This is a genomic window from Clostridium sp. CM039 (genome assembly GCF_055081075.1).
This window is the reverse complement of sequence record NZ_CM143649.1, coordinates 522,626-542,524: the sequence shown is the minus strand read 5'-3', so window position 1 is coordinate 542,524 and position 19,899 is coordinate 522,626. Positions and strand designations below refer to the sequence as shown.

Here is a 19,899-nt window from a genome sequence, read left to right as displayed (position 1 = left end):
GTATAGTTGTTCAGCGCAATTTTGGTTAGATCCTTGTGTTGACTCTGTTGAAGAAGGTGTGGTATTTTAAATATCCCTATGTTCCAAAGTTTTGATTTTCACTCCTCTAGGTAGAGCCCTCATAACCACCTTTTCCCATGGGGTTCCTATTACTTGGTCCATGACAGCTATTGCTCCACGGTCATCCTTAGTTCTAATTAATCTGCCACAACCTTGTTTTAACTTCAATCCCATTTCAGGGTAATCAACGGTTATAAGTGGATTCATCCCCTCTTCTTCTGCTTCTTTACGCCTCATTTCAATCAAAGGGTCTAGGGAAGGAAAGGGGAGCTGCCAAACTACAACAAGAGATAAAGACTCCCCAGGCACATCAATTCCCTCCCAAAAGGTAGAACCTACTAATACAGATGTAACTTCCGCACGAAACTTTTGGACAAGATATCCTCGCTCACCTTTATCCTCCCATAAAACTTCAAAAGGTAGCTCATAGCCACTAATTTCTTTTCTTATTTTCCTGACTTCCTTCAAAGAGTTAACAAGTATCAACGCTCTTCCTCCATTCTCTTTCAGCAAACATAGTAATTGTTTGATTTTGCGTGAAAACTTGGCACTGGAAGTAGCCTCAAAGGATGGCTGATGTAAATAAACCACCACCTGTTCCTCAATATCAAAGGGACTCCCAACCGTTGATATTGCTGGATCTTTTAAGCCAAGAGTCCTCATAAGGTAACCAAAATCCCCCTTATCACTTAAAGTTCCTGAAGTAAACACCACAGGCAATTTTTTCAAAAATAAATGTTTATCTAGCATATTGCTCAAATTCCGCGGAACTACCCAAAAGCTGCCGTCTGCCCTATCTACCCAAGTAATAACCTCTCTACCTTTATTCCTACCAAACCTAGCTAAGGCTGTAATTGATAGTTCTATTTGAATTTCAAAGGTATGTAACGTGCTTTCCGGTAGCGCGTCTATGTATAGCTCTTCCTCAATTTGTATATCTAAAAGCAACCGATCTAGTGCCTTATGAAAAGTATCAGCTGCTTTCAGAAGTATATCATCGGTGCGAACCCCCAGACGCTCTGATTGCTCATCATCTATTACGTTTTGATTAAGTTTTTCGAAAAAGTTAGAAGTGGCCTGGTCCAAGGCAATTGCACTTACAACCAGTGAAGTTCTTGCTCCCTGGATTTCCTCTATCGAAATGATAATATTATCAATATCCTCTTTATGAATTTGTCTTCCAGCACCCATGGCTGCCGGCAGTATGACTTTATGCCCTTCATCAAAAATCACCAGCGAGTAATCTGGAAGCATAGGCATTTTACCGTCTGCAATTCTTTCATCCCTTGTCCACAGGTCCTGAAAAAAGATATTATGATCAGCGATAATTAAATCCTTGGAAGATCTGTAATGTTCCCTTACCTTAACAAGCTTACAAAAGCCTCTTCTGGGACAGGCATCACAGGGCATAGTCTCATCCCATCCAATCTGTCTCCATACACTATCGGATATATGCGGCATTTCTGAGCGTTCACCTTTTGTAGTCCTGGCTAACCATTGATTAATCTCATCAGAGGCTGTCGCATCGCCAAACATTCCCCCTATTCCACTAACTCTCTCATCACAAACATACTGACGAGGATCCTTTGCCATTGGCGCATCTATTTCTAATCCCAGTATTCGGGAAAGTGTTTGAATATCTCCCTTTGGCCCTGCCAGCTGTTCCTGAAGTGCTGTTGAGGCACATGCAATTACTACAGGTTTTCCGCTAAAACCAGCGTAGGCAATTGCAGTGAGTAAGTAGGCGAATGTCTTTCCGGTACCGACCTCAGCCTCAGCCAGATGAACTTTTTTATTACAAACTGCATCAGCAAGCTGAAAAGCAGTATATATTTGCTCATCACGTATCTCATATCCGTGTTTCGGAAGAATATCGTAAAAAACATCGCCAATCCAATCCATCAACTTACTTGGAAACTCTTTTTTTGTTTTATAATCAAAGGTGGCCCCTATTTTCTTATACAAAATTTTATCCTCCTGTTAACCTATGGAATACCATAGAAAATATTATGCGAAAATTTACTGTCAGTTATGTACATGCACATAGTTTTTCTTTATATACTAAACATAAACACCCTTACATTCTAAACTTTTTCAATAAGTATTATAACATTAACAATGGAGAAAAAATTACCTCTTTTAATAATTCTAATTTATATTACATAAAATCTAGTCACTTTCCTGGGATTGCATAAACAAGAAATAGAGTATTTACTACTAATACTATGCGATAATAGAAACGTGTATTGAATACAATAATCATGGAAAATTGCATAACAAAAAAAATAACAACTTTCGCTATTTTTATTGTACTTATGATAGTAGGCGGATATATACTTACTTTCACCTCAAAGTCGATCCCAATACCAGATACTGATACTCCCACGCCTAAAGGCATGGGGTTCTTAGATAGATCACCTTCTCCTATACTCTCATTTATAAAGAATCTATAAATTACAACATATAAGAACTAAACAACTTCTCTAAAACTTTCACTACCAATTATCCCAATGGATAAATTAACGATAGTTTAAAGGCTCATATCAAAACCTATTAAATTTTTTATTAATTTTTTTTTAAATTCCCATACTTGATATTTTTTTATTATTACTGCTTAATAATCTATTAATTTCTTTATCATGCAAATGTTTAAAATTATCATAAGTTCCAAAACATAAATCTCTATCTATTTCTTCTAAATTTTCTTTTACATTCATTATTAAAAAACTACTATATAAGTCTCTTTGAATTTTAATTTCTTTATTGTCGACATTGAATGTGTTCCAACGTTCACTTAATTCTTTTTTATTATACTTCTCATCAAAATGGTTGTATTGTGATGCTTTTATTTTATAAGTATTAACTTTATATAATTCAGTATTATTCCACTTTAATTTATTGTCTAATATAATTAAAAGCATACTTGGGGCTTTATTTGCTAAAGACTTTCCAAATCTTTTTTTCTTATTAAATTTTCCTGTTTTCTCGTTAACGATAGTATTTTGAGAACGTTTTTGCAATCCTTTATAGTTCATTGTTTCTACTAATATCCTATCTCCTAAACTCACTATTTTATCAGCAAAAATATTATGACTTTGCTTTCTTATATCAGCTTGTTTCCTTTGAATATCTCTTAATTCATTTTGGGTTTTAATATATTTATTTGATTTAACCCATATTAATTTTGCACCATGTTTTATTGTACCATTTTCATTAAAATTATTATGATTGTTGACCCTTCTTTGTCTATCTAGTTTTCTTAATAATCTTCTTTTAATTGTTTCAATATTATTAACCTCGGGTGCTAATTCTAATAATTTAACCTCATGTTTTGAGGCAATCGCTATAGTTTGAGTACCAATATCTATTCCAACATTACCCTTTCCAATACTATTTTTAACTTCCCCAGTTTCTTTATTATATTTCAAAGGTGGAACTCCCTCTAATATTAATTGAATATAATATTTGTACTTTCCACGAATAAATTTTCTAACTATTCTACAATATTTAACTTCGTTTAATAGCGAAATTTCTGCATATTCATCGTTGTTTTTAACAATAGGATTGATTTTAAGCCCATTCCAAATTAATTGATTATCTTTAAATCTAATCCCCGTTCCATTGGACTTCCCTTCAACACTGTTCATTTCTCCATATTTCTTAAAACAAACCTTATTTGCCGTATGGAACATTAATCCTTGAAATGCACTAAAACACCTTGAAGCTATTTTTTGAGTGGTGAAGCTATCTACATTACTTTTAAAATGTTTTTGAATAGGTTTTACAAATTTATGAAGTGAATACTCCGTCAAACTATATTTTTTATTTAATTCATTAAATTGTTTATTACGTTCTTTTCCTTTAGCCATTTTAACAACTTTCTTATATTCCTTAGACTGTCTCATATAATTATATCTTTTATATAATTCACCTAAACAGCTATTATATATATTACTACTTATCTCTAATCTCTTATCTAAAATATCTTCTTGATATTTTTCTGTATCTAGTTTTAATGTTAAAATATAATTTGACACAATATTCACCTCCTAATTATATCTTGTTTTTTGATTTTCTACATATTTTTTCACCGTTTCACTACTCACATTTCCCGCAGTTGATATAAAATAACTTCTAGTCCATAAGCTAGGCATCTTCTTTAATTCAATAAATTCGTCTCTCAAAACTCTACTTGTTGCACCCTTTATTTTTTGCATAATATCAGAGGGACTTAATGTTGGCATACAATTCAAAAACATATGAGTATGGTCTTTATCACATTCTATAGCAATGATTTCAATTTCCAACTCGTCACATATAACTTTGACCATATGCTTAAATCTTTCTTCCACACTAGGTATTAAAAATATTTTTCTTCTATATCTTGGGCAAAATATAAAATGATAATTAATTAATGACATGGTTGTTTTAGTTGTTCTATATTTATTTTCCATAATTAAAGTATATCTTAAAGCGTGTATATTATCAATGATAATATACACGCTTTAAATTTAATTTCTTATGCTATCCATCCCACACCTCAAGGAGTGGGCTTTCCGCACAAATTCATTGTAAATTTAATCGCACCATAATTACATCCATTATTTGACTTTACTGTTATAATATTATTAGAAGGTAACTATTTCATAAATTACAATTATAATTTTAGGGGGTATTTTTTATGAACAAACCAGTAATATCGGAACATTTTAAGAAAAGGATGCCATCAGCCGTAAGAATTGGACAAATGAAATTTAATGAGCGTAAAGCTAAACCTGAGTTGGTCAACGTAGCGATTGGAAACGTTTCCCTACCAACAAATCCTGCTATGCAGAAAAGAATGTTTGCATTGGATTCACCTGAAAGCCCATTTGCAAAGGGTACTGTAAGATATTCAGGTACTGCCGGTGTAGCCGAGGCTCAGGATGCATTTAAAAACATTCTCAATTGCCAAGGGTTTGATACTAGCAAATTATTTGTTCAGGTAACCGATGGTGGATCCACTGGTATTGAGATGTTATTACTTGGTGTTTGCGGAGCTTCCGGCACTGATGATAAACCTCTTATGATGATTGACCCAGCCTATACAAATTATATTTCTTTTGCAGAAAGAATTGGCCGTAAAACTGTTACAGTAAAGCGTCATTTAGACGATGATGGCAAGTTCAGCCTTCCAGAACTAGACAAAATTGAAGAATCTATTAAAAAGAATAATCCCGGAGCACTTCTTGTAATCCCTTACGACAATCCTACAGGGCAGCTCTACGACTATGCAACTCTTAAAGAACTTGCTAAAATATGCGTAAAATATAATATGTGGATGATTAGCGATGAAGCTTATCGTGAACTATATTATGTCAACAGTGACCTCATAAGTATCTGGGGAATCACTGATGCAGATGTACCTGGCATAGAGGGCAGAAGAATAAGTCTCGATACCGCATCAAAGATATGGAGTGCCTGTGGTTTAAGAATAGGGGCTTTAATCACTGATAATGAAGAGTTCCATACTCAATCAGTAGCTGAATATACTGCTAACCTTTGCGCCAATGTAATAGGTCAGTATATCTTCGGAGCACTAGCTCATGAAAGTAAAGAACAGCTTGATGAATGGTGTACAGGCCTCCGTGAGTATTACAAAAAACTCTTGTTTAAATTCTATAGTTGTATGAAGAAACTGGACCCAGGTCTTATTGTTTCTAGCCCTGATGCAGCTATATACTCAGTAGTTGACGTTAGAAATGTTGTAAAACCAGGATTTGATTCAATCGAATTTGTTATGTATTGTGCCCAAGAAGGCTCAGTGGATTTCCACGGAGTGGAAACAACTCTTCTGGTAGCACCTATGAAAGGTTTCTATGACATTAAACCAGGCGAATCTAATCCAGGAAGCACTCAGATGCGTATCGCATTCGTAGAAACTCCAGAAAACATGGCAAAAGTTCCTGAGTTATTCGTTAAGCTTCTAAGAAAATATGAGGGTATACGTTAATCATACTTAAATTATACACCAAAAGAAAAAAGAGCCATCTCGCAATAGAAATTACTTTCTATTTTGAGATGGCCCTTTTTATCTATTTTCCTTATATCAGTTTTAAATAGATAATTCCCCTATTTTCATAGCACTTTCCAAGCTTTTAGCAGATGCTATAAACCCTGCTTTGTGACAAAAAATAGCATCATCTATTTTAAGTATAGAATTTATTTCCTCACTTGATTTTCCTCTAATCGATTCTAATAAATCTTTTCTTGCTTCAAAAGTATCAACGGCTTTCTTTACAGTTTGAATCTTATACTCTGCATTATTATCATTTGGAGAAATAACAAACAATATTTCATTATTTATATCTATTTTAAGTAACTGTTTAAGCCAAGGGCAACCGGTTTTTAAAACCATTATTTCGTTAGTCTTTCTATTTTGAAAGGCTTCATCTACTATTACCCTTGCTTTTATAACAGAAACTTGTCTGCTTATTATTCTTTTTATAACCTCAGTAGCATACCGGACGGCTTCTTCGAATGCCTCCTCTTTTGAATCATCAGAATCCCATGCAGGATTAAAACTTTGGATTATATCACTTATTGTAGTTACATTAATTTCTGATTTTATATCTATTCCATTATCTGTAGCATCAATACCCTGAACTAAATTTTTATCAACACAATCAAAAATGGATCTTATGTCCTCTTCATCAAATTCAGAATTAAACTTTTGTATTACTCTTGACCCAAACTCTCTCCAAACCAAACCACAAGCAGCATATGGAACATCGTTTTCTCTTATTTCTTTGTCTAATTGGTGATGGTCGAACTCTCCAAAGCCTATGTCATATACAAAATCTAAAGTTCTAAGTATATTCTCATCTCTTGTTCTTGTTACCTTTATATCCCCTAGTAGTAGACTAAGTATAGCTGTAGCCATAACATCGTCTGCATGAAATTTTCCATTATGTGTTCCTAAAGTTTTAATATTCTTTTCATTAATCATTATTTACCTCTTTTATATTTATTATAATTTACTCATATCCGCAATATATTCTACAATTTCATCATCACTGCTAAAATCATCTTTATTAATCCAAGTTACTCTTGGATCTTTTCTAAACCAGGTAAGCTGCCTTTTAGCATAATTCCTACTTCCTTGTTTAATCATTTCTATAGCTTCATTTAAAGATATTTCACCATTTAAATAGTATAGCACTTCTTTATATCCTATACCCTTCATTGACTGCATATCTGAATTGTAGCCCATATCTTTTAATTTTATAACTTCATCTATTAAATTATTTTCAAACATTATATCTACGCGTTGGTTAATTCTATTATACAATTTTTGTCTATCCATGTTTAGTACAAAATAATGTACATTATAAGGAATATCCAAAATATTTTGCTCTGATTTAAACTCACTCATGGGTTTACCACTTACTTTGTACACTTCTAAAGCTCTAATAACCCTTTTTAAATCATTAGGATATAGTTTATTGTAAGATTCCTCATCAATATCTTTAAGTAAGGTATGTACATATTCGTTTCCTTTTTCATCTGAAAGTTTTGTAAGATACTCTCTATACTCTTCATCTTTGTTGGTACGCGCAAAGCTATAGTTATATATTAGTGAATTTATATAAAACCCAGTTCCACCAACTAGCATTGGGAGTTTATTTTTATTACTTATATCTTCAATAGCACTTTCAGCTCTTTCTTTAAACTCAGCCACACTAAACTCTTCACTAGGCTCTATTATATCTATTAGATGATGAGGAACTCCCCTCATCTCCTCGAATGAAATCTTAGCAGAACCAACATCCATACATTTGTATATTTGCATTGAATCTGCTGATATGATCTCTCCCTTTAGCTTTTGCGCAAGTTTTATAGAGATTTCTGTTTTACCTACAGCTGTAGGGCCTGCTAAAATAAATAAATCTTTCATGTTTCCACCTTTTTTCTATTGTATTCTTTTAAATCTTTTTTCAAGTTCATTAAGTGTAACTTTTATTATTGTAGGTCTTCCATGGGGACAAGTAAAAGGTTCATCAATATATCTTAAATCATCAATTAATTTGTTCATTTCAAGCTCTGTTAGCTGATTATTTGCTTTTACAGCTGCTTTACATGCCATAGATGCTATACGATTATATTTAACTTCTACAGTTTTACCGCTGCCCATGTTTTTTAAATTATCTAATATTTCATTAAAAAGATTTTTAATATCTGGTTTCCCAAGTATTATTGGAACTTCCCTAATACTTATTGTGTTTTCACCAAATTCAATAATGTCAAAACCAGAATTTTTAAATACTGCTTCATTTTCAATATAATAAGTGTAATCATCTTGATTAAGCTCTATTACTATTGACGTAAGTAAAATTTGGGATAGCACCTCGGAATTTGTAATTTCTTTTTTATATTTTTCAAATAATACTTTTTCATGAGCTGCATGTTGGTCAATTAGGTAAAGCTCATTATATACCTCACCTAAAATATAGGTTTTATTGAATTGTCCTATAATTCGAAGCTCTGGAAACTTTGAAATTTTAGAAACTTCATTTGGCGATGTGATTTCACCCGTCTCATAATTAATTATATTACTATCTTTAACATTCTCACTTACCCGCGCGATTTGTAACTCATTAGTAGCTTCACTACCATAATTACTTGTAACTTTTAGATCACTCACATTTGTATAAGATGATTCTTTAAAATTATCCGTTTCATTGTTTAACGTTTTATAATTAAAATCTATTGGGATTTGAACACTCTTTTCTAGTTCTTCCCTATCCTTTTCATCTATTACCGTCCTGTTAAAATCATAAATTTCTTTTCTTAAGGTGTTTTCTTCAATTTCTTTCTCACTGCTATTTGCTTTATCGCCTTCTGGTATATCAAAATTGCCTCTTAAACTATCAGCAATTGCTGTATGCACTGCGTCAAAAACAATTTTAAATACAGCTTTATCCTCCTGAAATTTAATTTCAGTTTTTTGTGGATGAACATTTATATCTATATACTCAGGGAAAATATCTAAAAATATAACAAAGAAAGGAAATTTATGAACAGTCAAAAAAGATTTAAATGCATTTTCGACGGCCGCTGTAATTAGACCACTTTTAATATACCTTTTATTAACAAAAATACTTTGTCTATTTCGGCTTCCACGACTTATCTGTGCATTACCGATATATCCATGAACAGACATTATATCGTTATACCTTTCAAAACTAGTAATATTATCTACAACTTCTTTACCATATATATATCTAATAGTATCACAAAGATTTGTAGAACTATATGTAGACAAAACCTTTTTACTATTGTTTAGTAGTTTAAAAGAAATCTCATTGTTAGCTAATGCAAGCCTGCCTATAATATCTGATATTAAAGCCGATTCTCTTTGAGGCGTTTTTAAAAATTTTTGCCTTGCAGGAACATTAAAAAACAGATCCTTAACTTCTATTGTTGTACCAACATTACATCCCACTTCTTTAACGTAGAGTATATCTCCTGATGACTGAGATATCTCTTTGCCAAATGAGGATTCTTCAGTTCTACTATTTAGTAAAGTATGAGATACAGACGCAATACTTGGTAATGCCTCTCCTCTAAACCCTAACGTATGTATTTTATAAATATCTTCAACATATTTTATTTTACTAGTAGCATGAGGCAAAAAAGCCTTTTCTATATCATCTATATGTATTCCAGTGCCATCGTCAGTTATCTTTATGGTTTTTTGACCACCATCAACGATTTCTATGCTAATATTTTTAGCACCAGCATCTATACTGTTTTCCACGAGCTCCTTGACTACAGACGACGGCCGCTCTACAACCTCACCTGCAGCAATTTTATTGGAAGTTTCAACTTCTAACATATTAATTCTCATGACAACTCACATCCTTAGCTATTTTTATAGCCCCCGCCTATCACTATAGCAACTTAGCCCTATTAACTAGATCGTATAGCTTATTAAACCCATCCATAGGTGTTAGATTAAGGATATTTATATTTTTAATTTCCTTTAACATATTATCCTTTTCTATGTCTGTAAAATTAATTTGAGTAATTTCATCGTTTTCTATCTTCGGTACATAAGTTACAGCCGCTTCTTTCGCCACAATATTTTCAATATCTTTTTTATTATTAGCTTTATTAGGTCGTTTAATTTCCGAAAATTTATTGCTTCTTAAGTCAATTTCCGTAGTATTGTTAAGATTCTCTAGTGACGCTAGAATTTCATTTGCCCTATTTATTACATCCTCTGGTAGACCTGCAAGCTTTGCAACCTCTATTCCATAGGATTCATCAGCTCCACCGGGAACAATTTTCCGAAGGAATACAATTTCATTTTCAATCTTTTTTACAGCTACAGAATAATTTTTAACACCCTTAATCATACCTTCAAGTTTTGTTAACTCGTGATAATGGGTAGCAAACAAAGTTTTACTCCTTAAATTAGAATTCTTACAAATATACTCAATTACTGACCAGGCAATACTTAGTCCATCATAAGTACTAGTACCACGTCCTACCTCATCAAGTAAAACTAAACTTTTATTTGTTGCATTTTCTAATATATTGGATACTTCCCACATCTCAACCATAAAGGTACTTTTACCCGCAGCAAGATCGTCTGAAGCTCCTATTCTCGTAAATATCTTATCACATATGGATATATCTGCATCTATGCAGGGAACAAAACTTCCTATTTGAGCCATAATAGTTATTAATGCGACTTGACGCATATAGGTGGATTTACCCGCCATATTGGGTCCAGTTATTAGTAGTAATTGATTATCCACAGCATCCATGCATGTGTCATTTTCAATGAAAGTATTTGTAGGCATCATTTTTTCAACTACAGGATGTCTCCCACCTTTTATATTAAAAATACCCTTAGTATTTATTTTAGGCTTGGTATAATTATTTTCAAGGGCAATTGTAGCTAGGGAACTTAAACAATCAATTTCTGATATTAACTTTGCAGTATTTTTCATTCTTTCTATGTGTTTTTCAATTTCTTCTCGAATACCTGTAAATACCTCATATTCGATATTGACTAATTTTTCTTGTGCTCCTAAAATTTTCTCTTCCATTTCCTTAAGTTCAGGAGTAATGTATCTCTCCGCGTTAGACAAGGTTTGTTTTCTTATGTACCTTCCCTCCGGAATTGACCCAATATTTAATTTGGTTACTTCAATAAAATAACCAAACACTCTGTTATACCCTACTTTTAATGACTTTATTCCAGTTATTCTTTTTTCATCATTTTCTAATGTAGCAATCCATTCTTTGCCATGGGCCTTAGCTTGCCTTAGCTCATCTATTTCACTATTAAAGCCTTCCTTAATAATATTTCCCTCTTTAATAGAAATAGATGGATTTACAATAATAGAATTATCTAAAGTATTGTATATATCTTGCAAATCATCTAAGTTTAAATATATTTTTTTCGTTAATTTACTATTAAGTCCTGCTAAAATGGATTTAACCCTTGGTATTTTCCCTATAGAATTTTTAAGAGAAATCAATTCTTTTGCATTAACATTCTTTGAAGAAATTTTCCCTACAAGTCTTTCTATATCATAAATATCCACGAGCACATCTTTTAAATCTTCGTGGAAGGTAGTATTACCTTTTAGTTCTTCTACGGCCTCTAATCTTTCATCTATTAAGCTCTTGCTTATTAAAGGTTGATCTAACCATTTACGGAGCCTTCTAGCTCCCATGGCAGTATTAGTTCTATCTAATACCCAAAGCAAAGAGCCCTTCTTTGTTTTATCTCTTAAAGTTTCCGTGAGTTCTAAGTTTCTCCTAGAATTTGCATCTAAACTTACATAATCTAAAATATCATAATATTCTATAGTATCTATGTGAGAAAGTGATTTTTTTTGTGTATCCATAATATAACTAAGCAATCCTGAAATGCTGCTAATTAAAGTTTGTGTGAATGTATTCTCACAAAAGTTATGAAACTGATTTGTAATTAAACTTTCGTCTTTCAGGGTAAAATACTCATTTGGGTAAGACGAATACAAAACATTAAATCTTTCTTTTATAGCGCGCAGTATCTCCTCAGATATATCCTCTGACACAATAATTTCTTTTGGGTTAAACTTTGAAATTTCATCTAATATAGTAACAATGTTAAATTTAGTATCTGTGCAAGTAAATTCACCAGTTGATACATCACAAAAACACACTCCACAGAAGTTAATTTTTCTGTCAATGTAAATGCTCATAATATAGTTATTTTTAGTTTCTTCTAAAAAACCGGAATCAGTGTAAGTTCCCGGCGTAATTATTTTAATAATATCTCTTTTAACTATGCCCTTTGTAAGTGCTGGATCTTCCACTTGCTCACATATGGCAACCTTATATCCTTTTGCAATTAGCCTTCCTACATAGGTGTTAGCAGCATGGTACGGTATTCCGCACATAGGTGCTCTTTTCTCAAGGCCACAGTCCCGTCCTGTTAGGACTAATTCTAATTCTTTTGATGCAACCTGCGCATCGTCAAAAAACATTTCATAAAAGTCACCTAATCTAAAAAACAATATACAGTCCTTGCACTTTTCTTTTATTTCAAAATATTGTATCATCATTGGAGTTAATGCCATTGTCATACCACCTTGCTTTCATCTGTAAGTAAATAATAATTGTTAATTTTTATATAAGGGACATTCAAGTAAATAACAAGTCAGTATCCTAGTGACTTGTTATTTACTTTCATGCCCCTAATGTGCATTTATTCTCATGCACCTTATATTTCTTCACCTAAAAGTGAAAAAGAGTGTGCCTCAGTTATTTGAACTGATACGAGCTCTCCAATAGCTTTGTCATTTCCCTCGAAGTTCACTAATTTCCCATTTCTAGTTCTTCCACTTAATTTATTTTTATCATTTTTACTATACCCTTCTACCAATACTTCTACTATTTTACCTACACATTCTTTGTTTCTTTCTGCACAATTTCTGTTAACAACTTCAATTAATCTATTAAATCTTTCATGCTTAACATCATCTGGCACTTGGTCTAGCATTTCATCAGCTGGAGTTCCTTTTCTTTTAGAATAAAGGTACGTAAATGCTAAATTAAATTTCACCTCTTCCATAAGGCTTAGAGTCTCTGCAAAATCTTCATCTGTTTCTCCAGGAAATCCAACGATAATATCTGTACTTATTCCTACATTAGGTATTGTGGTTCTAATATCTTTAACCAAATCCAAATATTCCTGCCTATCGTAATGTCTATTCATTTTATTTAGAAGATTAGATGAACCTGATTGTACTGGTAAATGAACATGTTCACAAATCTTATCCCCCGCAGCAATCACTTGCATTACTTCATTTGATAAATCCTTTGGATGAGATGTCATAAATCTTAATCTCTCTAAATTTTCAATATTGTTAATTCTTCTAAGTAACTGTGCAAAATTTATTTCAGGAGTTAATCCCTTACCGTAGGAGTTAACGTTTTGACCAAGTAAGGTTATCTCTTTGTACCCTTGTGCAACCATAGCTGTTATTTCATTAATAATTTCTTCAGGCTTTCGACTTCGCTCGCGTCCTCTTACATAAGGCACTATACAATAAGTGCAAAAATTGTTGCAACCATACATAATTGTAACAAAACCTTTTAGATTATTTCCCCTATCTATTTTAATTCCCTCTATAATATTTTCTTCTTTATCCCAAATTTCAACGATAGATGATTCTCCGCCTTGTATTCTCTTTAAGTACTCTGGGAATTTATGAGCATTGTGTGTCCCGATAATAATGTCTACAAATGGAAACTTAGTAATTATATGTTTCGCCATGCCGTCTTGTTGCATCATACATCCAATAATCGCAATTATAAGCTTTGGATTATTTTTTTTCATTGTTTTTAAAGCACCTATATTTCCATCAACCTTTTGCTCTGCGTTCTCTCTAACACAACAAGTGTTGAATATAATTATATCAGCAGTTCCCTTATCCAAGGTTCTTTTATATCCCACAGGTATTAGCATACCAGATAATTTTTCAGAGTCCTCCTCATTCATTTGGCATCCCCATGTTTCTATGTAATAATTAAGTGTTTTATTCATTAGTGCATTCTCCTTTATAAAAAAAAGTATTAATACATACCATTATATATAATATGAAAGCTTTTTTAAAGTCATTTTTAATAATTGATTATATAATTAATCTATTCTAAATATATATACGAATCAGATTATACTCTTACTAGTTGATTTTCTATTTTAATATAGAAAAAATTACATATTATGATTCTTTAATTAGCACTTATATTTGTTTTGATTTCTAGATTAAATTTCTGTTTTTAGGATAACCTACCTAAAAGGAGTGATTTTATATGTATGATGCAAAAAAAGAAGAGACTATAAAAGATACGAGTTTACAATACAATTGCATAGGTGATAGAAGTTATTATTGTATGTGTAACCATAGTAATATGCTAAACATAAAAGCATCCTATGTTCCTGTTGAAATTGTACTAAACCAGTATAACGACATTTCAGAAGGAATATCCACCACTTCCATTAGTGAGAATTCCTTATTATAACAAAAATAAAAATGCTTTCTGATATTGAGGATAAAATATAAAAAGAGATAGAATCCTCTATCACTTTTTATATGCATTCTTAAGCTTTGGTTTTTTTCCAAGTATAAACTTCCTTTTTAATATTAAAACCTAATGAAATATATAATTTTAAAGCGAAAACATTATTAGAATCCACCTTAAGTGAGACTTTAGAAAAATCATTATCCATAGCTATATTAAGCAAATGCCTTAAAAGCACTTTCCCATATCCTTCTTTTCTGTATTTCTCTACTATTCCGAAATTTACTATGATTGCTGCCTTATCTTCAACTATAATTTGACCATATCCAACGGGTATATTATCTAGTTTAATAAATATTGCGCCCTCATTAAAATAATATTCCTGTGCTTCATCATAATAGATATCTTCTACATTTATCGGAATTCTATCATCATTTTTAAATATTTCATTTTGTAATAAACAACGTTCTTTTTCATTTTTGCCCTTTTTTACTATAGAAAAAGTAATATTACTAGGAACGAGGGCATTAAAATATTCTTTACACTCTAGTTCTAGTTCCATAACTCCCTTTAATCTAGTAAACCCTAGCTTATTTAAAATATCTATGTTTATTCCATTATCTTCACATTCATAAGTTATCAAACTATTACTTACCAGTGAACTAATTAAAATTTTATAGCAGTAGACTAAATTATTATCCTCTATTACATTTATTGAATTAATGGAACTATGATATTTAGTATGTTTTTCAAACCATATATAACCTATATAATTATTTTCTTCTAATAATAAGTTTACAGTTTTTCTTAAAAACAATTTTTGAATAATGTTACTATTATCATACTGTTCAAAGAAATCTTTATTCGATAAACTAAAGTTAGTATTAATTCTACTAATTTTTCTAAAACTTTCAATATTTTTCAAAGTTAGACTTATTAATTTATACATTTAACTTTACTCCACTAATATTTATTTTTAAATAAATTTGATTATTTATAAAATTTTAATACATTTATAATTATAAATCTATTATTAATAGTTTTACAATGAATTTTTATAATTTATGAATATTCTTCTAAAAAATTTAAATATTCATTAAAAAATTTCTCTTGAGCTTCATTGTGACATGTTATCTTATTAAGTTTATTCAAATATTTAGTCTCAGACCATTTTTTTTGTTTCATATATCTTTTCTTCGCTAACTTCCAAAACTTATGAGGGAATATTATTAAGGCAAGCATTATCTCTAAATCTTCTTTGCTTAATTTATTAGTAGAATTATATGCTTCAATCAGAATTTTAGCAAAATTAAAATTCCACCCATAAGCTTTTTCGAACATCAATCTCCGAAGAAGCTTTCCTAAATCACTTATTTGTAAATCACTCATAATACTATCAAGGTTAATTATAAAGTACTCTCCATCCATTTTAATTATGTTGTGATAACGAAAGTTATTATGACATATTATTTTCTTATCATTTGCTATTTTTGATGATTTATAATACTGTGACTTATTTAGAATATTAACGGAAGACATACCTCTATTATAAAAGTTATCAATATTTTCTAGAAAATGAATATCAAATTCATTTTTTATCCTTTTGTTAGTAATTATTCTTTCGAATCTTTTAAAATCATTTAAATCGTTAGTGAAAATTTTCGGCCAATCCTTTAAATTGTTTGGTATATGGATTTTATTATGGTCAATTTTATTTGATACGTTATGAAATTGTGCTAAGAGTTTTGTACAACTCACAGCTTCATCAATATCAGTTAAATCACATTCACAGCCTTCTAACCATTCTGTTAAGTAATATATATTTTTTTTATAGCTTACGGAAAAAGCTCCGTCTTTTGTTCTAAAATATTTAGGTGTATTGGTAAAGTTATTAAGTAGTAGTTCTTCTGTTAAAATACAACCATTTTTAACCTTACTTCTTCCATGCCTCATTTTCTTTAAACAGAAATCACCATTATCTGTTGTAATCTTATATGCACTTCTAACTTTTTCAGCAGTTATTAACTCTAATTTATACTTCCTAACTACATTTATTAATATTTGCATCTTTTTATTAGTAATTATATTTAAGTGCTCAATTGTTCTTGCATTACCTTTCAATTTTCTCTCTCCCATAATAGTGCTATTAAATTATATTAGCTAATTTAATTTAGTATTCAATAATTCGTAAAAATTATAAAAAAACGTGCTTGCATAATTTTATGCTACACGTTTTTTACGAGAAATTTTCTTAAAGAAAATGTTATGCTTCAATAATCTATTATTTCATTTTTAAAATTGCCTCTTTAATAACCCAATCCGGTGTTGAGGCTCCAGCTGTGACCCCTATACTCTTAACATTTTTATCTTTTATAAATTCATCAGTAATACCTAATAAATTTTCTACATGTATTGTATTTTCACAATTTTTCTTACATATTTCATACAGCTTTGTAGTATTGGAACTATTAAAACCACCAATAACAACCATAGCATCAACTTTAATTGAAAGTTTTTCTGCGGATTTTTGGCGTACTTCAGTTGCACTGCATATAGTGTTGAACGCAACTATTTCCTTACAGGTTTTTATTACCTTGGTTAATACATCCTCCCAAGTAGCCTGCCTCTCTGTTGTCTGAGATACCACGCATACTTTATTTGATATATTACCGAGCTCCGTACCACTCTTAAGTATTACTGCAGAATCATTACACCATCCATTAATTCCAATAACTTCGGGATGATTTTTATCTCCAACTATAATTATATGATATCCTAAATCGTAATATTTTTTCACCTTTTTATGAATATTGGTTACATAAGGACATGTTGCATCTATTACATTAAGGCTGGTTTTTTTTAAAATATTTAATGTTTTTTCAGATACTCCATGCGATCTTATAATAATCGTATCATTTTCTTTTAATCTTGAAATATTATCAAGTTCTATAGGAAATATTGAATTTTCTTTCAAAAAATCCACAACATCAGTATTATGAATAAGTGGCCCTAGTGTATAGATTTCATTATTGTATTTTTCTTTCATATTTAAAGCCGTATCTACAGCTCGTTTAACTCCAAAACAAAAACCAGCTGAATCTGCTAGTGTTATTTTTCTCATACTGCCACCTCCATATATAAGGCATTATAATAAATATTGAATTAACTATTCTTAATTTTCAAATTAATATATTCCACAATTGTTTCAACTACTCCATTAATGCTTAAATCAGAAGAATCGATTTCTATAGCATCTTCCGCTTTTATAAGTGGACTAGTCTCTCTATGTGTATCAACATAATCTCTTTTTATAATATCCTTTAAAATAGTATTGTAATCAACTTCTATATCCTTAGAAATTAATTCTTCGTATCTTCTTTTCGCTCTCTCTTCGCTACTCGCAGTTAAATAAAATTTAAAAGAAGCATCCTTAAGTACAACTGTACCAATATCGCGTCCATCCATAATAACATTAAATTTTTTGGCTATATTTTGTTGTAGCTTAACAAGTATTTCTCTGATTTCAGGAATAGCTGCATATTTTGAAACATTGTTGCTTATAATAGGCATATTTATCATATATGTCAGATCTTCCTTATTAACAAATAGACGTTCTTCTTCAAAATGAATTTCTAAAGATTCCACCATTTTAAGTAAATCATCTACATTATTTTCTGATATGTTTGCATTCATCGCCTTTAAAGTAACTGCTCTATACATTGCTCCCGTGTTAATATACATAAGACCAAATTTTTCACCTATCATTTTAGCTATAGTACTTTTACCTGCACCTGCAGGTCCATCTATGGCAACGGAAATTCCCATACTCTTCACCCCTCGTTTATAAAACTGCTAGTTTTAATAGCATTAATTTGCTACTGGAAGTAGCATTAATTTTCCCCTACATTACTCCCAGCTAAATTCCCTGTTGATAATGCTATTTGAAGGTTATAACCTCCTGTATATGCATCTACATCTATCATTTCACCTGCAAAATAAAGATTATCAATTTTTTTTGATTTCATGGTAGAAGCATCTATCTCTAAAGTATCTACTCCACCACTAGTTATAATTGCTTCTTCTATTGGGCGAAGGCCCTTAATATTAAACGTTAAATTTTGAAGCAAATTTACTACGGTTTTTCTTTCTTCTTTAGTAATAGAATTCACTTTTTTATCTTCATCAATATTAGATAGTTGAATTATCGTATTAATCATTTTTCTAGGAAGTAAATCATCTAATGAATTTTTAAAAGCTTTGTTTGCATATTTCAAGAAATCACTTTGAACTCGCTTATCAAGTTCAACTTCACTTAATGCTGGCTTAAGATTTATCACAGCCTTAAATTTTTCTCCTTCTTTTATAAAACTACTTGCACTTAATACAATAGGTCCTGAAGCACCATAATGGGTAAAAAGCATTTCCCCAAACTCTTTATATAGACTCTTATTCTTACTATTAGTAATTTTTAATTCTACATTTTTTAGAGAGAGACCCTGTAAATCCGAAACCCACGTTTCATCAAATTCTATTGGTACAAGTGATGCTTTAGGTTTAATTATATTGTGTCCTAAAGAACGAGTATAAGATAAACCTTCACCAGATGATCCCGTTTGTGGATATGATAAACCACCGGTACATAATATAAAGTAATCTCCATAAACATAACTTCCATCAGCAAGCTGTACTCCGACAATCTTCTGATTATCCCTAACTAACTTTTTAACTTTTGAGTTTAATTGCACTTTAACATTTTTATTTTTTAATTCCATATTAAACGCTTTTATTATATCCGAAGACTTATCTGACTGCGGAAATACTCTATCTCCTCTTTCAACCTTAAGGTTAACTCCTAATTCTTTAAAAAAATTCATTGTATCTTCATTAGTAAAGGAATATAAAGAACTATATAAAAAATGAGGATTACATGGTATATGTTCAAAAAAATCACCAATATCCTTCGCATTTGTAATATTGCATCTACCTTTCCCAGTTATATAAAGTTTTCTTCCTAATTTTTCATTTTTTTCAATGAGTACCACATCATGTTTTGATGAAGCTGTAACAGCTGCCATCATACCTGCTGGTCCTCCTCCAATAATAACTACTTTTGCCACCTAATCACTCCCTTATAATACTTACAATTATAAATTAATATAATACATTAATTTATTCAACCTCATTTAAAAATAAACACCGTATTTCAAATAAATATATGCATTCTATTATATCACACTCTTTTATATAACTAAAAAATAAAAAATCGAG

The 19,899-nt window shown here is 31.0% G+C and carries 14 protein-coding genes and 1 pseudogene; 2 read left to right on the top strand and 13 right to left on the bottom strand.

From position 1 onward, the window contains the following. Positions 1-66 precede the first annotated feature (66 nt). The 3 genes from ACWJJ2_RS02480 to tnpA form a co-directional block, all read right to left on the bottom strand. Positions 67-2,025: an ATP-dependent DNA helicase gene (locus ACWJJ2_RS02480; protein ID WP_462953771.1), complete on the bottom strand. Its 1,959-nt coding sequence runs from the start codon at positions 2,023-2,025 to the stop codon at positions 67-69. A gap of 611 nt (positions 2,026-2,636) precedes the next feature. Then, the gene (locus tag ACWJJ2_RS02475; RefSeq protein WP_462953770.1) at positions 2,637-4,097 is read right to left on the bottom strand and encodes a nuclease/transposase family protein; all 1,461 of its coding nucleotides are present in this window, start codon (positions 4,095-4,097) and stop codon (positions 2,637-2,639) included. 12 nt (positions 4,098-4,109) lie between these two features. After that, on the bottom strand, positions 4,110-4,514 hold the full coding sequence (tnpA, locus tag ACWJJ2_RS02470) for an IS200/IS605 family transposase (RefSeq protein ID WP_462954308.1): 405 nt from the start codon (positions 4,512-4,514) through the stop codon (positions 4,110-4,112). 227 nt (positions 4,515-4,741) lie between these two features. Between tnpA and ACWJJ2_RS02465 the strand changes: the two genes are divergently transcribed. Further along, positions 4,742-6,052, top strand: coding sequence for a pyridoxal phosphate-dependent aminotransferase (locus tag ACWJJ2_RS02465; protein ID WP_462953769.1), 1,311 nt, complete (start codon positions 4,742-4,744; stop codon positions 6,050-6,052). 102 nt (positions 6,053-6,154) lie between these two features. Here ACWJJ2_RS02465 and ACWJJ2_RS02460 read toward each other — a convergent pair whose 3' ends face one another. From ACWJJ2_RS02460 to miaB, 5 genes are all read right to left on the bottom strand, one after another. Continuing rightward, on the bottom strand, positions 6,155-7,048 hold the full coding sequence (locus ACWJJ2_RS02460) for an MYG1 family protein (RefSeq protein ID WP_216303037.1): 894 nt from the start codon (positions 7,046-7,048) through the stop codon (positions 6,155-6,157). Positions 7,049-7,069: 21 nt separating this feature from the next. Then, positions 7,070-7,996 (bottom strand): tRNA (adenosine(37)-N6)-dimethylallyltransferase MiaA, encoded by a 927-nt coding sequence (gene miaA, locus ACWJJ2_RS02455; protein WP_462953768.1) that lies wholly within the window; start codon positions 7,994-7,996, stop codon positions 7,070-7,072. 15 nt (positions 7,997-8,011) lie between these two features. Then, the gene (gene mutL / locus ACWJJ2_RS02450; protein WP_462953767.1) at positions 8,012-9,949 is read right to left on the bottom strand and encodes a DNA mismatch repair endonuclease MutL; all 1,938 of its coding nucleotides are present in this window, start codon (positions 9,947-9,949) and stop codon (positions 8,012-8,014) included. A 43-nt stretch (positions 9,950-9,992) separates the two neighbouring features. Further along, positions 9,993-12,683, bottom strand: coding sequence for a DNA mismatch repair protein MutS (mutS, locus tag ACWJJ2_RS02445; RefSeq protein ID WP_462953766.1), 2,691 nt, complete (start codon positions 12,681-12,683; stop codon positions 9,993-9,995). A gap of 143 nt (positions 12,684-12,826) precedes the next feature. After that, positions 12,827-14,152: a tRNA (N6-isopentenyl adenosine(37)-C2)-methylthiotransferase MiaB gene (gene miaB / locus ACWJJ2_RS02440; RefSeq protein WP_216303041.1), complete on the bottom strand. Its 1,326-nt coding sequence runs from the start codon at positions 14,150-14,152 to the stop codon at positions 12,827-12,829. A 269-nt stretch (positions 14,153-14,421) separates the two neighbouring features. On the opposite strand from miaB, the gene ACWJJ2_RS02435 reads away from it, so the two are divergent. Beyond that, entirely contained in the window at positions 14,422-14,631 is a 210-nt protein-coding gene (locus ACWJJ2_RS02435; RefSeq protein ID WP_216303042.1) for a hypothetical protein, read from the top strand. A gap of 79 nt (positions 14,632-14,710) precedes the next feature. On the opposite strand, the gene ACWJJ2_RS02430 is transcribed toward ACWJJ2_RS02435, so the two are convergent. The 5 genes and pseudogenes from ACWJJ2_RS02430 to ACWJJ2_RS02410 form a co-directional block, all read right to left on the bottom strand. Next, positions 14,711-15,580 carry a GNAT family N-acetyltransferase gene (locus ACWJJ2_RS02430; protein WP_216303043.1) on the bottom strand — a complete coding sequence of 290 codons (870 nt, stop codon included), beginning with the start codon at positions 15,578-15,580 and terminating at the stop codon, positions 14,711-14,713. A gap of 113 nt (positions 15,581-15,693) precedes the next feature. Next, positions 15,694-16,752 (bottom strand): CotS family spore coat protein, encoded by a 1,059-nt coding sequence (locus tag ACWJJ2_RS02425; protein ID WP_462953765.1) that lies wholly within the window; start codon positions 16,750-16,752, stop codon positions 15,694-15,696. Positions 16,753-16,918: 166 nt separating this feature from the next. Further along, positions 16,919-17,752: pseudogene (locus ACWJJ2_RS02420) on the bottom strand (4-hydroxy-3-methylbut-2-enyl diphosphate reductase); the annotation flags it as partial. A 41-nt stretch (positions 17,753-17,793) separates the two neighbouring features. Further along, on the bottom strand, positions 17,794-18,456 hold the full coding sequence (cmk, locus tag ACWJJ2_RS02415; RefSeq protein WP_216303046.1) for a (d)CMP kinase: 663 nt from the start codon (positions 18,454-18,456) through the stop codon (positions 17,794-17,796). Between the two features lie 65 nt (positions 18,457-18,521). Continuing rightward, positions 18,522-19,709 (bottom strand): BaiN/RdsA family NAD(P)/FAD-dependent oxidoreductase, encoded by a 1,188-nt coding sequence (locus tag ACWJJ2_RS02410; RefSeq protein ID WP_253198179.1) that lies wholly within the window; start codon positions 19,707-19,709, stop codon positions 18,522-18,524. Positions 19,710-19,899 lie beyond the last annotated feature (190 nt).